The sequence below is a fragment of the Streptosporangium lutulentum genome (assembly GCF_030811455.1).
GTDB lineage: Bacteria > Actinomycetota > Actinomycetes > Streptosporangiales > Streptosporangiaceae > Streptosporangium > Streptosporangium lutulentum.
Genome location: NZ_JAUSQU010000001.1, coordinates 4052764 through 4065692, shown reverse-complemented (window position 1 = coordinate 4065692; position 12929 = coordinate 4052764). Strand labels below are relative to the sequence as shown.

Annotated in this window: 13 protein-coding genes; 8 read left to right on the top strand and 5 right to left on the bottom strand. The window is 70.4% G+C overall.

The annotated features are described in order from the left end of the window. Positions 1–71 precede the first annotated feature (71 nt). Positions 72–776, top strand: a complete 705-nt coding sequence (locus J2853_RS18190; RefSeq protein ID WP_307559470.1) for a beta-ketoacyl-ACP reductase — start codon at positions 72–74, stop codon at positions 774–776. A 126-nt stretch (positions 777–902) separates the two neighbouring features. Next, complete coding sequence (fabI, locus tag J2853_RS18185) at positions 903–1667, top strand: enoyl-ACP reductase FabI (protein WP_307559468.1); 765 nt, start codon at positions 903–905, stop codon at positions 1665–1667. Between the two features lie 6 nt (positions 1668–1673). Here fabI and J2853_RS18180 read toward each other — a convergent pair whose 3' ends face one another. Then, positions 1674–2573 (bottom strand): hypothetical protein, encoded by a 900-nt coding sequence (locus J2853_RS18180; RefSeq protein WP_307559466.1) that lies wholly within the window; start codon positions 2571–2573, stop codon positions 1674–1676. Positions 2574–2804: 231 nt separating this feature from the next. Then, the gene (locus tag J2853_RS18175) at positions 2805–3749 is read right to left on the bottom strand and encodes an aldo/keto reductase (protein ID WP_307559464.1); all 945 of its coding nucleotides are present in this window, start codon (positions 3747–3749) and stop codon (positions 2805–2807) included. A gap of 65 nt (positions 3750–3814) precedes the next feature. Here J2853_RS18175 and J2853_RS18170 point away from each other — a divergent pair, with 65 nt between their 5' ends. The 5 genes from J2853_RS18170 (at position 3815) to mshC (ending at position 7927) form a co-directional block, all read left to right on the top strand. After that, positions 3815–4513: a histidine phosphatase family protein gene (locus J2853_RS18170; RefSeq protein WP_307559462.1), complete on the top strand. Its 699-nt coding sequence runs from the start codon at positions 3815–3817 to the stop codon at positions 4511–4513. A gap of 9 nt (positions 4514–4522) precedes the next feature. Then, positions 4523–5107: a DUF3090 domain-containing protein gene (locus J2853_RS18165; RefSeq protein ID WP_307559460.1), complete on the top strand. Its 585-nt coding sequence runs from the start codon at positions 4523–4525 to the stop codon at positions 5105–5107. Then, positions 5104–5865, top strand: a complete 762-nt coding sequence (locus J2853_RS18160) for an SCO1664 family protein (protein ID WP_307559458.1) — start codon at positions 5104–5106, stop codon at positions 5863–5865. The genes J2853_RS18165 and J2853_RS18160 overlap by 4 nt, the downstream gene beginning before the upstream one ends. Before the next feature lie 33 nt (positions 5866–5898). Then, positions 5899–6615 (top strand): NRDE family protein, encoded by a 717-nt coding sequence (locus J2853_RS18155; RefSeq protein ID WP_307559456.1) that lies wholly within the window; start codon positions 5899–5901, stop codon positions 6613–6615. Positions 6616–6703: 88 nt separating this feature from the next. After that, positions 6704–7927 carry a cysteine--1-D-myo-inosityl 2-amino-2-deoxy-alpha-D-glucopyranoside ligase gene (gene mshC / locus J2853_RS18150; RefSeq protein ID WP_307559454.1) on the top strand — a complete coding sequence of 408 codons (1224 nt, stop codon included), beginning with the start codon at positions 6704–6706 and terminating at the stop codon, positions 7925–7927. A gap of 215 nt (positions 7928–8142) precedes the next feature. Here the strand turns inward: mshC and J2853_RS18145 are convergent, their stop codons facing one another. After that, on the bottom strand, positions 8143–10425 hold the full coding sequence (locus J2853_RS18145) for an ATP-binding cassette domain-containing protein (RefSeq protein ID WP_307559452.1): 2283 nt from the start codon (positions 10423–10425) through the stop codon (positions 8143–8145). Positions 10426–10488: 63 nt separating this feature from the next. Here J2853_RS18145 and J2853_RS18140 point away from each other — a divergent pair, with 63 nt between their 5' ends. Further along, a complete protein-coding gene (locus J2853_RS18140) occupies positions 10489–11469 on the top strand; it encodes a helix-turn-helix transcriptional regulator (protein WP_307559450.1) in 981 nt (326 codons plus the stop codon). 397 nt (positions 11470–11866) lie between these two features. Here the strand turns inward: J2853_RS18140 and J2853_RS18135 are convergent, their stop codons facing one another. Next, positions 11867–12070 carry a cold-shock protein gene (locus tag J2853_RS18135; protein WP_086571699.1) on the bottom strand — a complete coding sequence of 68 codons (204 nt, stop codon included), beginning with the start codon at positions 12068–12070 and terminating at the stop codon, positions 11867–11869. 189 nt (positions 12071–12259) lie between these two features. Further along, positions 12260–12790 (bottom strand): peptide deformylase, encoded by a 531-nt coding sequence (gene def / locus J2853_RS18130; RefSeq protein WP_307559446.1) that lies wholly within the window; start codon positions 12788–12790, stop codon positions 12260–12262. Between the last annotated feature and the right edge of the window lie 139 nt (positions 12791–12929).

Here is a 12929-nt window from a genome sequence, read left to right as displayed (position 1 = left end):
GATCCTAACCCTGCGATCTTGTCCCCCCCGAACAAGAGGGTTACCCCCGGATAGACGATAACGTCAGCTCCATGGCTCGATCTGTTCTCATAACCGGTGGCAATCGCGGCATCGGCCTCGCGATCGCCCGCGAACTCGCCAGGGCCGGTGACGCCGTCGCCGTGACCTACCGCTCCGGAGAGCCCCCCGAGGGGCTGTTCGGCGTGCGCTGCGACGTGACCAGCATGGCCGACGTGGACGCGGCGTTCGGGAAGGTCGAGGCCGAGCACGGCCCGGTCGAGGTGCTGGTGGCCAACGCCGGCATCACCAAGGACACGCTGCTGCCGATGATGAAGGAGGAGACCTTCACCGACGTCATCGACGCCAACCTCACCGGCGCCTACCGGGTGGCCAAGCGCGCCACGCGCGGCATGCTGCGGCTCAAGCGCGGCCGCATCGTGCTGATCTCCTCGGTGGTCGGCATGCTCGGCTCGGCCGGGCAGACCAACTACGCCGCCTCCAAGGCGGGCATGATCGGCTTCGCCCGCTCGGCGGCCCGGGAGCTGGGCTCGCGCGGCATCACGGTCAACGTCGTCGCCCCGGGCTTCGTGGAGACCGACATGACGGCCGAGCTGGACGCGGCCTATCAGGAGCAGATCCGCAAGTCCATCCCGCTCGGGAGGCAGGCCACTCCCGAGGAGGTCGCGAAGGTGGTCGCCTTCCTGGCGAGCGCGGACGCCTCCTACATCACCGGCGCCGTCATCCCCGTGGACGGCGGACTGGGAATGGGTCACTGACCTGACGTCCCCCGCCTCCCGGCGAGAGCGGTCTCCCGCCCTGCGCCAGGAGACGGGAGGTGGGCGGCGGACCGATCCCGCCCGTTGGAACACACGAACCGACACACCAGATGAGGAACGGCACTCATGGGAATCCTTGAAGGCAAGCGGCTTCTGATCACCGGGGTGCTGACCGACGCATCCATCGCCTTCTCCGTGGCCAAGCTGGCCCAGGAGCAGGGCGCGAAGGTCGTGCTGACCGGCTTCGGCCGCCTCAGCCTGGTCGAGCGCATCGCCAAGCGGCTCCCCGAGCCGCCTCCGGTGCTGGAGCTCGACGTCACCAGCGCCGAGCACCTCGAATCCCTCGCCGACCGGGTCGGCGAGCACGTGGACGGCCTGGACGGCGTGGTGCACGCCATCGGGTTCGCCCCGCAGAGCGCACTCGGCGGCAACTTCCTGAACACCTCGTGGGAGGACGTGGCGACAGCCGTCCAGGTCTCCACGTATTCGTTCAAGTCGCTCGCGGTGGCCGCGCTTCCGCTGATGAAGGAGGGCGGCGCGGTCGTCGGCCTCGACTTCGACGCCACCAAGGCCTGGCCGGTCTACGACTGGATGGGCGTGGCGAAGGCCGGCCTGGAGTCCTGCTCCCGCTACCTGGCCCGCGATCTCGGCAAGCACGGCATCCGGGTCAACCTGGTGGCCGCCGGTCCGATCCGGACCATGGCTGCCAGGAGCATTCCCGGCTTCACCGAGTTCGAGGAGAGCTGGCCCGCCAAGGCGCCGCTCGGCTGGGACATCAACGACCCGACCGCGGCGGCCAAGGCGTGCGTCGCCCTGCTGTCGGACTGGTTCCCGGCCACGACCGGTGAGATCGTCCACGTCGACGGCGGCGTGCACGCGATCGGCGCCTAGCACCCGCTAGGCCACCCGGTGCCGCCCCATCCGGAGCGGCTCGAACGGCATGGACTCCTCTCCCGTCCGCCTGCTGTACAGCAGGCGGACGGCGAGGATCGCCGCGATCAGCAGCGCCGTGCTGAGCACCGTGCCCTGCGCGTCGGACGACCGGGTGGGCTTGAGCGGCTGCCGCTCCGGCATCTGCTCCTGGAACTGCTGCATCAGGGGGCCCGGCCACAGCAGCTCCACCCGGGGCGCCTCGGCGTCGACCACGGGGGGCGGCTCGGGGACCACCGGTTCGCCCACGTCCGTGGTGAGGGTCCGGGTCTCCGGCGGCAGGGGACGCCTGACCGGCAGCGGCGCGGACTTCTCCCTCGTGGGCTCCGGGCTGGGAGTCGGCGACGGGCTGGGAGTCGGTGACCCGGACGGCTGGGCCGTCTGCTCGGGGGGCGCGGTGCCGCCGGAGGGTTCGGGAGTGGCGGAGACCGGCGGGCCGGCGCACTCGGAGGAGGCCGCCAGGGGAAGGCAGACCCCGCCGAGGACCTTGGGCAGCAGGTCGCCGTTCTCCGATTTCTCCGACTCCTCGATCGGGTGCGGCGCGGGCGCGGCGGTGGGGTCCGGTGTCCGTGAGGTGACCGCCGCGGTGTCGCCGGCCCTCGCGGTGTCGCCGGCGCCGTTCTCGGCCGGCTTCGCGGGGGCTTCGAGGATCTTGGGCAGCGGGGCGGGGAGGTCCTCGGCGATCCCGCTCACGACGTCGCCGAGGGTGTCCACGGTCTTGCAGATCCCCCCGGTGACCGTGCCCAGCACCCCCTTCTGCGGACAGTCGTCCAGCCGCGATGCGGCGCTCACCGGTGCGGCCACGACCACGGGGATCCCGCCGCCCAGCGCCAGTGCCAGCGCACCGGCAGAGATCGCAGTTAGCACACGTCCCCCTTGAGACATCAACGACGGCCCCCTCGCTGACACCCGCATGCCCTCCCGCCAACGCGCCTCGCCGGGATCCGGGCACCCCTCCCGTCACCCCTTGACAGTTTTGTGGGGGAGCTCGTCTTTTCCACGGAAAGTTGCGATTCGGTATCGACTAGTGATACGCGAAAGGAATTCTCGTTCGGTTTCCGTGCGTGATCCCGTGTCCTCTTCCGTCCCCGGCGCGCCTCAGTCGGCCGAGACATCGTCGAGCGCCTCCCTTATCTCCACGGGCAGCGTCAGATCCTCGGCCTGGAGCACCCCGGCCAGCTGGGCGTGGGTGCGGGCGCCGACGATGGCGGAGGCGACCCCCGGCTGGTCGCGGACCCACGACAGGGCGACCGACAGCGGCGAGACCCCGAGCCCGTCGGCCGCGGTCGTCACCGACTCCACGACCCGGCGGCACCGCTCGTCCAGGTAGGGCTTGACGAAGTCGGCGAAGTGCGGGGTCGCGGCGCGGGAGTCGGCGGGGATGCCCGTGCGGTACTTGCCGGTGAGGACCCCGCGGCCGAGCGGCGACCAGGCCAGCACGCCCGCGCCGACGTGCTCGGCGGCGCCGAGCAGCTCGCGCTCGGCCTCCCTGGCCAGAAGCGAGTACTCGACCTGGGCGGCGACGATCGGCACCCGGCCGGAGACCGCCCGCTGGCCGACGGCCGCCGCCGCGAGCTGCCAGCCCGCGTAGTCGCAGACCCCGGCGTAGGCGGCCCGGCCGGAGGACACGATGGCGTCCACGGCGGCCAGGGTCTCCTCCAGCGGGACGTCCGGGTCGAAGGCGTGCAACTGCCACAGGTCCACCTCGTTGACGCCGAGACGGGTCAGCGAGGCGTCGATGGCGGCGATCAGATGCTTCCTGGAGGCGTCGCGCGGCCGGCGGCCGGCCGGGGTGAGCACGGCCTTGGTGGACAGCACCAGCTCCGAGCGCGGCACCGAGTCGCGGATCAGCCGCCCGATCAGCCGTTCGGCCTCGCCGCCCGTGTAGACGTCCGCGGTGTCGATGAGCGTTCCGCCGGCCTCGGCGAACATGCGGAGCTGCGCGGCGGCCTCCTCGGCGCTCGTGTCACGTCCCCACGTCATCGTCCCCAGTCCTAGGCGGGACACCGACAAGCCGCTCCGGCCCACATAGCGCTGCTCCATGATCAGGCCAGATTACCGCCCGGGCACTTAAAAGTAGTGGAGTGAGGCCTGCAAGACTTAGCCACGTGACGACCCTGCTACTGGCCAGACACGGCCTGACTCCCCTTACCGGCCCGGTCCTGGCAGGCTGGACCCCCGACGTTCACCTCAGCGAGGCCGGGCAGGCCCAGGCGGAGAAGCTGGCCGTACGGCTGGCGCCGCTGGAGCTGGACGCGATCGTCTCCAGCCCGCTGGAGCGCTGCCAGGAGACCGCCCAGGCGATCGCCGCCGATCGCGCGACGGAGGTGCTGACCGACGAGCGCTTCGGGGAGTGCCACTACGGCGACTGGACGGGCCGCCCGATCGCCGAGCTCGCCAAGGACCCCCTCTGGCCGGTCGTGCAGGCCCATCCGAGCGCCGTGACGTTTCCCGGGGGAGAATCCTTGTCCGCGGTGCAGCATCGCGCCGTGGCGGCCGTCAGGGAGTGGAACGAGCGTCTCGGGCCGAAAGCGGTCTATCTCGTCTGCAGCCACGGAGATGTGATCAAAGCCATAGTGGCCGATGCCATGGGCCTCCATCTGGACCAGTTTCAACGGATAGTCGCCGATCCCGCATCCCTCACGGCCATTCGGTATACCCCATTGCGCCCCTTTGTGCTGAGGCTCAACGACCTGGGGGGAGATGTGGCCGCATTGCGGCCGAAGGAGGGTTCGGAAGGCGAGGACGGGGGAGAAAACCTCACCGGGAGCGATGCCGCAGTCGGCGGCGGATCCGGGACCACGTAAGGTCGGGCTATGCCGGTCTTCGACTACGACCCACCCGAGAGGTTCGTGGCCGGTGCCGTGGGGCAACCGGGGTCACGAGCCTTCTTTCTGCAGGCCCGGGGCCAGGGACGGTTGACCACCGTCGGGCTGGAGAAATTCCAGGTCGCGGCGCTGGCCGACCGTCTCGATGAGCTTCTCGACGAGGTGCTGCGGCGCAGCGAGGGCACTGCCCAGGTGCCCGCCGTCGCCCCTGTCGCGCTGACCGACAACGCTCCGCTGGACGTGCCGATCAGCGAGGACTTCCGAGTCGGCACGATGGCCCTGGCGTGGGATTCCGAAACCGCGCAGGTGATCATCGAGGCCCAGGAGGCCGTCGCGGAGGACGAGGACGAGGAGTTCGAGCCCTCCCCGCTCACCGAGCCCACGGTACTGCGCGTTCACATCAGCCCGGGCGCGGCCAGGGCCTTCACCAAACGTGCCATGGCACTCGTCGCGGCCGGGCGCCCCCCCTGTCCGCTGTGCGCCCAGCCACTTGACGCCGAGGGGCATATCTGTGTGCGGCTCAACGGTTACCGGGGTAGCAGCAGCGCTGCGTCAGGTGGAGGAGGCGAATGAGTGCCGAGAGTGAGCCGACGCTGAGTGAGGTGCCCGCGGCGGGGCTGGACGACGAGACCGCGATACGCCTGCTTCGCGAAGGTCAGCTGGAGGTGGCCGGTCGCCTGATCGAGGCGACCAACATGACGCTCTACTGTTCGGTCCGGCTCGGCGGGCTCTCGGCGGCCTGCGTCTACAAGCCGGTACGCGGCGAACGCCCGCTCTGGGATTTCCCCGACGGCACCCTGGCCGCCCGTGAGGTGGCCGCCTACGAGGTCTCGGCCGCGACCGGATGGCGGATCGTCCCGCCCACCGTCTACCGCGACGGGCCCTTCGGACCCGGCATGTGCCAGCTCTGGATCGACGCCGACTCCGAGACCGACCTGATGGTGCTGATCCGCAGCCGCCAGCCCTCCCTGCGCCGGATGGCCGTGTTCGACGCGATCGTCAACAACGCCGACCGCAAGGGCGGCCACCTGCTGCCGCTCGCCGACGGCCACATCTACGGCGTGGACCACGGCGTCTCCTTCGCCGCCGAGGACAAGCTCCGCACCGTGCTCTGGCAGTGGCGGGGCAAGCCCCTGTCCCGCGACGCCATGAACGTCCTCACCCGCCTGGAGCGCGACCTGGAGCAGGGCCGCCTCGGCCGCCGGCTCCGCGAGCTCCTCACCCTCGCCGAGGTCGAGGCCACCTGGTCGCGCGTGCGCAGGCTCCTCAACACCGGCCTGCACCCCCTCCCCTCCAAGGACTGGCCCGCCATTCCCTGGCCCCCGATCTGAGAACGCACCCGGCGGAACCTGTACTCTCCGGGCATGTGCACGGTTGCCGTCAGCATCGATCCGAGCGCCGAGATCCCCCTGATCCTCGTCGGCGTGCGTGATGAGTTCACCGACCGGCCGTGGGTTCCCCCGGGCGAACACTGGCCCGGACTGATCGGCGGGCGAGATCTCCAGGCGAACGGGACCTGGCTGGCCGTCGATCCCGCCGCCAGGCGGATCGGCGCCCTGCTCAACGGCCACGGTGTGCTCGCCCCCGAGCGGACACGCCGCTCCCGGGGCGACCTGCCGCTCAGGGCGGCGGCCGGGGAGCGCATCCCCGAGTCGGACCTGGTCCACTACGACCCGTTCCACCTGATCTTCGCCGATCTCGGTGGAGTCCGCCTGTGGCAGTGGGACGGGATCGCGCTGAAGCAGGACGACCTCCCACCGGGAACCCACATGATCGTCAACAGCGGCTGGGAGCGCGGGGAGGAGAACGAGCGCGTCGCGTTCTTCCGTCCCCTGTTCGCCAAGGCCCACCGTCCCTCGGAGCTCGATGGAGACTGGGACGACTGGCGCCGGCTGGCCACCGGTGCGGGGCTGCCTCCCGACGACCCCCGCGCCATGATCATCCGTCACGGTCTCCCCGACGGGCGGATCTTCGGCTCCCTGTCGGTCACCCTGCTCGCCCTCGCCCCCGGCGGGATCCGCTACGAGTTCACCGGTGATCCCCGCGATCCGGAGGCTTTCGGTCGTGTTCCTTTGGAATGATCCGGCGAGTTCCGGCGGTTGAGGTAGTGCCCTGTATCTACCGTCCCGAGCTGATCGGGGCGGTCTGTCTGCTGGATAGGCTCAATACATGAGATCGTGGTCTACGCCGAAGGTTCCTCGGCTTCCCGGTACCGGTGCTTCCCTGCGGTTGTTCGACACCGCCGCACGAGAGACCGAACCCACCCAGCCAGGTTCCACGGCGGGGATGTACGTCTGCGGCATCACGCCCTATGACGCCACCCACCTCGGCCACGCCAACACCTACCTCGCCTTCGATCTGGTCAACCGGATGTGGCGGGACGCCGGCCACGAGGTGAACTACATCCAGAACGCCACCGACGTGGACGACCCCCTGCTCGAACGTGCCGAGCAGATCGGGGTGGACTGGCGGGAGCTGGCCGAGCGTGAGATCGAGCTCTTCCGGACCGACATGGAGGCGCTGCGGATCCTGCCGCCGCGCGAGTACGTCGGAGTGACCGAGGTGATCGATCAGGTCGCCGAGCTGGTCGAGCGCCTGCGCGACAAGGGCGCCACCTACGAACTCGACGGGGACGTCTACTTCGACGTCGCCGCGGCGCCCAAGTTCGGCTCCGTCTCCGGATACTCCGAGGAGCTGATGCTCACCCTGAGCGCCGAGCGCGGAGGCGACCCCGGGCGGCCGGGCAAGAAGCACCCGCTCGACTGGGTGCTCTGGCGCGCCGAACGGCCCGGCGAGCCGTCCTGGCCCTCGCCGTTCGGTCAGGGCAGGCCCGGCTGGCACATCGAGTGCACCGCGATCGCGCTGGCCAATCTGGGCAGCGGCTTCGACGTCGCGGGCGGCGGCTCCGACCTGATCTTCCCGCATCACGAGTGCGGCGCCCACGAGGGCCACGTCGCCGGCGGAGAGTGGCCTTTCGCCAAGGCCTACGTCCACGCGGGCATGGTGGCCCTCGACGGCGAGAAGATGTCCAAGTCCAAGGGCAACCTGATCTTCGTCTCCCGGCTCCGCCAGGAGATCGACCCCATGGCCGTCCGGCTGGCCCTGCTGGCCCACCACTACCGCGCCGACTGGGAGTGGACCGCCGACCAGGCGGCCTCCGCGCAGGCCCGGCTGGAGCGCTGGCGCGCGGCCACCGGGCTGCGGACGGGACCGGAGGCCGGCACCGTGCTCGACCGGGTCCGCGCCCGGATGTCCGATGACCTGGACGCCCCCGGAGCACTCGCGATCATCGACGACTGGGCGGAGCGGGCACTGTCCGAGGGCGGCACCGACGAGCGGGCACCCCTGCTCGTCAAGGACATCGCGGACGCCCTGCTCGGCGTCGCCCTCTGAGCGTCGCCCTCTGAGAGGGATCCCGGATGGGGAGGGAATCCTCGAACCGCTTCCTTCGAGGACCCCTCCCGCTCCGGGAGGCTCCTTCGGGCCCCGTGGCCGACCCCGTCGGTCACCGGCGGGCCCGCCGACGCCGCCGGATTCGTCCGGCGGGGCAGGCGCACCGGTCTCAAGCCCGTCCTTTGACGACTACGTCGCACAACGGCGACGGAACCTCATGGGGCGTCGTGATCCACGGCGCGGCGCAGGTGCTCGGCGGTGTGGGAGGTTCCGTGCTCCAGCAGGGAGGACGGGGGCCCGGTGAAGACGATGTCGCCGCCGTGCCGTCCGCCGCCGGGACCGAGGTCGATGACGTGGTCGGCGCGGCGCACCACGTCCAGGTCGTGCTCGATGACCACCACGGTGTTGCCGGTGTCGACCAGGTGGTCCAGCAGCGCGGTCAGGGAGGTGACGTCGGCGCGGTGCAGGCCGGTGGTCGGCTCGTCCAGCACGTACAGCTCTCCGGTGCGGCGCAGCCGGCCCGCGAGCTTGACGCGCTGGCGTTCGCCGCCCGACAGGGAGCTGAGCGGCTGCCCGAGGGAGAGGTAGCTCAGCCCGACGTCGTTGAGCGCCCGTAGCCTGGCGTGCAGCGGCGGTTCGGTGAGCACGCCCAGGGCCTGCTCGGCGGTCAGCGCCAGCATCTCCACGATCGTGTGGCCCCGCAGGGTGTGGCGTGCGACCTCGGGACGGTAGCGGGTGCCGTGGCAGAGCCGGCAGACGGTGGTGACCGGGTCCATGAACGCCAGGTCGGTGTAGATGACCCCGGCGCCCTCGCAGCCGGGGCAGGAACCGGTGGAGTTGTGGCTGAACAATCCGGCCTCCACGCCGTTCGCCGCGGCGAACAACCGCCGGATCGGGTCCATCAGCCCCAGATAGGTGGCGGGACTGGAGCGGCGGGAGGCGGTGATGGCCGACTGGTCCACCACCACCGCCTCAGGGCACCGGGTGACCAGTTCTCTGACCAGGGTGCTCTTGCCGGACCCCGCGACACCGGTGACGCACGTCAGGGCCCCCAGCGGGAACCGGGCGGTGAGGTTTCTGAGATTGTGCAGGTCGGCGCCGGTCACGGTGAGCCACCCTGAGGGTTCGCGAACCCGGTGTTTGACCGGGATGACCTGCCGCAGGGCGCGGCCGGTCACGGTGTCGGCGGCGCGCAACCGCTCGACCATGCCGGTGAACACCACCTGCCCGCCGTCCGCGCCCGCGCCGGGGCCCATGTCGATGACGTGGTCGGCGACGGCGATGACGTCGGGGTCGTGCTCGACGACCAGCACGGTGTTGCCGCGGTCGCGCAGCTCGCGCAGCAGGCCGGTCAGGCGCCCGACATCGCGTGGGTGCAGCCCGACGCTGGGCTCGTCGAAGATGTAGGTCAGGCCGGTGAGGCTGGACCCCAGGTGCCGGACGACCTTGAGCCGCTGCCCCTCCCCGCCTGACACGGTGCGGGTCTCGCGGTCCAGGCTGAGGTAGCCCAGGCCGATCGCGGCCAGCCGCCGCAGCCTGGTGACGGCGGCCTCCGCGATGGGCGCGGCGACCGGGTCGTCGAGGGCGGCGAGCACCTCGATGAGCTCGGTGACCTCCATCCGGGTCAGGTCGGCGATGGTGTGGCCGCCGATCCGGGTGGCCAGGGCAGCGGCGTTGAGGCGGGCGCCGCCGCAGGACGGGCAGGTCGCGCGGATGGTGACGCGTTCGGCGGCTTGACGGTTGCGGGCCGGCTGGGAGGCCAGGTCCCGTTTGAGGTAGAGGCGGTCGAAGCGTTCCAGCAGGCCCTCGTAGGTGTTGCCATGCGTGCCGCCGACCTCCCCGTCGCCGCCGCGGGACACCTTGAAGCCCTTGCCGTGCAGCAGCAGGTCCCATTCCTGATCGGTGTAGTCGCGCAGCGGCTTACCGGGGTCGAACAACCCCGATCTGGCATAGGTCTGCCACACGAAGCTTCCGGTGCCGAACGGCGCGAACAGGATCGCCCCGTCGTCCAGCGACCTGCCGACGTCCAGGAACCGGTCCAGGTCGACGCGGGCGACGCGGCCCAGGCCGTCGCATTCGGGGCACATGCCGGCGGGGTCGTTGAAGGAGTAGGCGCCGGCCTCTCCGGCGCTGGGCTCGCCGTACCGGGAGAACAGCACCCGCAGCACCGAGTAGATGTCGGTCATCGTCCCGACGGTGGAGCGGGCGTTGCCGCCCACCGGCCGTTGGTCGACCACCACGGCGGGCGCCAGATCGTCGATGAGGTCGGCGTCGGGCCGTTCGTGGCGGGGTAGCCGGTTGCGGATGTACCAGGCGAAGGTCTCGTTGAGCTGCCGCTGGGACTCCACCGCGACGGTGTCGAACACGATCGAGGACTTGCCCGACCCCGACACGCCGGTGAACACGACGATCCGGTTCTTGGGTATGTCCAGCGAGACGTCCTTGAGGTTGTTCTGCCGTGCGCCGGTGATCCTGATGGTTTCCCCGTGTCCGCTCATGCCGTCCACGCTAGGAGGAAAACAGGTCAGAACCGGTCCTCATTCGCGGGCATGCTGGAGGGTATGACCGACACCCCGGCGCGGCTGCTGCGCCTGCTGTCGCTGCTGCAGACCCGGCGAGAGTGGACCGGCCCGGAACTGGCCGAACGGCTCGGCGTGACGGTCCGCACCGTCCGCCGCGATGTCGAGCGCCTGCGCGAGCTGGACTATCCGGTACACGCCACGCTCGGCAAGATCGGCGGGTACCGGCTGGAGGCGGGCACCGCGATGCCGCCGCTGTTGCTGGAGGACGAGGAGGCCGTCGCGATCGCGGTCGGCCTGCGCACCGCCGCCGGGGCCGCGGTGGAGGGCATCGAGGAGACCTCGCTGCGCGCGCTGGCCAAACTGGAGCAGGTGTTGCCCGACCGGCTGCGCCGCCGGGTGGCCGCGTTGCACGCCGCGACCGTCCCGCTGGACGGGCCGCCCGCCGGGCCGGGAGCGGCGCCCGGGACGCTGACGGTGCTGGCGGCGGCCTGCCGCGACCACGAACGGGTCCGCTTCGTCTACCGCGACCGCGACGACCGGGAGACCCGCCGCCTGGTCGAGCCGCACGCGCTGGTGGCGGCGTCGCGCCGCTGGTACCTGGTGGCCTACGACACCGGCCGCGCCGACTGGCGCACCTTCCGCACCGACCGGATCACCCAGACGCACCCGACCGGGGTACGGGTACCGCCCAGGGACCTGCCCGCCGGGGACGCCGCCGAGCAGGTGCGCCGGTCGCGTGCGGCGTCGCGGGCGGTGGCGCGGGCGGTGCTGCGGGTGCACGCCCCGGCGGCGGAGGTCGCCGAGCGGCTCCGGGTGACCGATGCCGAACTGGAGCCGATCGACGAGCGCTCCTGCCTGCTGCGCACCGAACCCGACTCACTGGAGTGGACGGCACTGCGCATCGCCCACCTGGACCTGGAGTTCACCGTCCTGGAGCCGCCCGAACTGGTCGGGCATCTGCGCGAGCTGGGCCGCAAGCTGTTGCGCTCCACCGGGACGCGCCGGCCCCCGAGTACCTGACGGAACCGGCGGCACCCGGGATCCGGTGAAAGGACGTTCACCGGAACGTTTCACGGCCGACAGGGGCACCCGCTCCCGGCGCCGGGGGTTGGCCCTTCGCGGCCCTGAGAGCGCGTCTGAAGGCCGCGTCCGGGGGAGCGGTTATGTTTTTTCCGGGCGGAGTCGCCCGGGGGCCGCTGAGGCGCTCATCTCCGGTGCGCGTCCGCGAATCCAGGAAGCGCGTCGGTGAGGGCAGGGGCCCGTCCCGGGCGCGCGTGAAGAACTGTCCCGATCATGTGTGAAGGCTGGTCTACCCCGGGCGTGAAGAAGCCCTGGAAATGATCTGAGCCCGCATCGCCGAAGCGATGCGGGCTCAGTCTGAAGCCTAGCGATCAGATCCTAGGCGATCAGAGTCAAGTCAGATGACCTGAACCTGGTCGGCCTGCGGACCCTTCTGGCCCTGCGTGGTGGTGAAACTGACACGCTGGTTCTCCTCCAGGCTGCGGTAGCCGCCGGAGTTGATGGCCGAGTAGTGCACGAACACATCGGCGGTGCCGTCATCCGGTGCGATGAATCCGAAGCCCTTTTCGGCGTTGAACCACTTAACGGTGCCCTCAGACAAAACAACTTCTCCTCATTGGGAGCCTCACCGAACCGCCAGGTCGGCGGCACGGGGCTGCGTTGCGGACCCTACCATGCACCCGCGGAAACCTTCCGGAGAAACTGGAACGTCCGCTGTCGGCGGACTTCTCATAAGCACTTGAGATGATAAGGCTTTGCTGAGAACTACGACTGCAACCATGAAAGAGTATCAACGTGACTCCTGATGTGCAAGTCGAGGGATCGCGGCGAGAAACCGCTCTTGCTCGTCCGCCGGGAGGTGGTCGACGAAGAGGATGCCGTCGAGATGGTCGACCTCATGCTGGAGGACCCGCGCGAGCATGCCGAGGGCGCGGACGGTGACGGGTTTGCCGTACATGTCGCGGCCCCGGGCCGTGACCATGTAAGAGCGTTCCAGCGGCCACCACAGATCCGGGGCGGACAGGCATGCCTCGTCGGCCACGATCTTCCGCTCGGACGGCTCCAGGCGAGGATTGATCATGTGCCCGGCCTTGCCGTCCAGTTCGTAGACGAGGACCCGCAACGGGACGCCGAGCTGGGGGGCGGCCAGCCCCGCGCGGCCGGAGCCGGCCCGCATGGTGGCCTGCAGGGATTTGACCAGCCCTCGCAACTCGCGATCGAAGGCGGTCACGGGTTCGGCTACGGTGCGTAGCACTGGATCGTTGAACAGTCGGATCGGCTGAACGGCCACGCGCAACTCCCCGAGGCGACGAACGGGCATGGACATGGTTCCCATTGCCGCCTGCCTCAACCGTGACCGGGGGATCTTCCGCGTTTCCGGAACGTTGCGAGTGTGCGACCTGTGCATTGCGTATTTCCAAGGTTAGTCACGCGTAACCGGCGCACCATCACAGAACGTG

Bases quoted from the DNA above. Each gene is read 5' to 3' on its own strand.
- J2853_RS18190 (WP_307559470.1), top strand. From the start codon at position 72: ATGGCTCGATCTGTTCTCATAACCGGTGGCAATCGCGGCATCGGCCTC.
- fabI (WP_307559468.1), top strand. From the start codon at position 903: ATGGGAATCCTTGAAGGCAAGCGGCTTCTGATCACCGGGGTGCTGACC.
- J2853_RS18175 (WP_307559464.1), bottom strand. From the start codon at position 3,749: ATGGAGCAGCGCTATGTGGGCCGGAGCGGCTTGTCGGTGTCCCGCCTA.
- J2853_RS18165 (WP_307559460.1), top strand. From the start codon at position 4,523: ATGCCGGTCTTCGACTACGACCCACCCGAGAGGTTCGTGGCCGGTGCC.
- J2853_RS18160 (WP_307559458.1), top strand. From the start codon at position 5,104: ATGAGTGCCGAGAGTGAGCCGACGCTGAGTGAGGTGCCCGCGGCGGGG.
- J2853_RS18155 (WP_307559456.1), top strand. From the start codon at position 5,899: ATGTGCACGGTTGCCGTCAGCATCGATCCGAGCGCCGAGATCCCCCTG.
- mshC (WP_307559454.1), top strand. From the start codon at position 6,704: ATGAGATCGTGGTCTACGCCGAAGGTTCCTCGGCTTCCCGGTACCGGT.
- J2853_RS18145 (WP_307559452.1), bottom strand. From the start codon at position 10,425: ATGAGCGGACACGGGGAAACCATCAGGATCACCGGCGCACGGCAGAAC.
- J2853_RS18140 (WP_307559450.1), top strand. From the start codon at position 10,489: ATGACCGACACCCCGGCGCGGCTGCTGCGCCTGCTGTCGCTGCTGCAG.
- def (WP_307559446.1), bottom strand. From the start codon at position 12,790: ATGCCCGTTCGTCGCCTCGGGGAGTTGCGCGTGGCCGTTCAGCCGATC.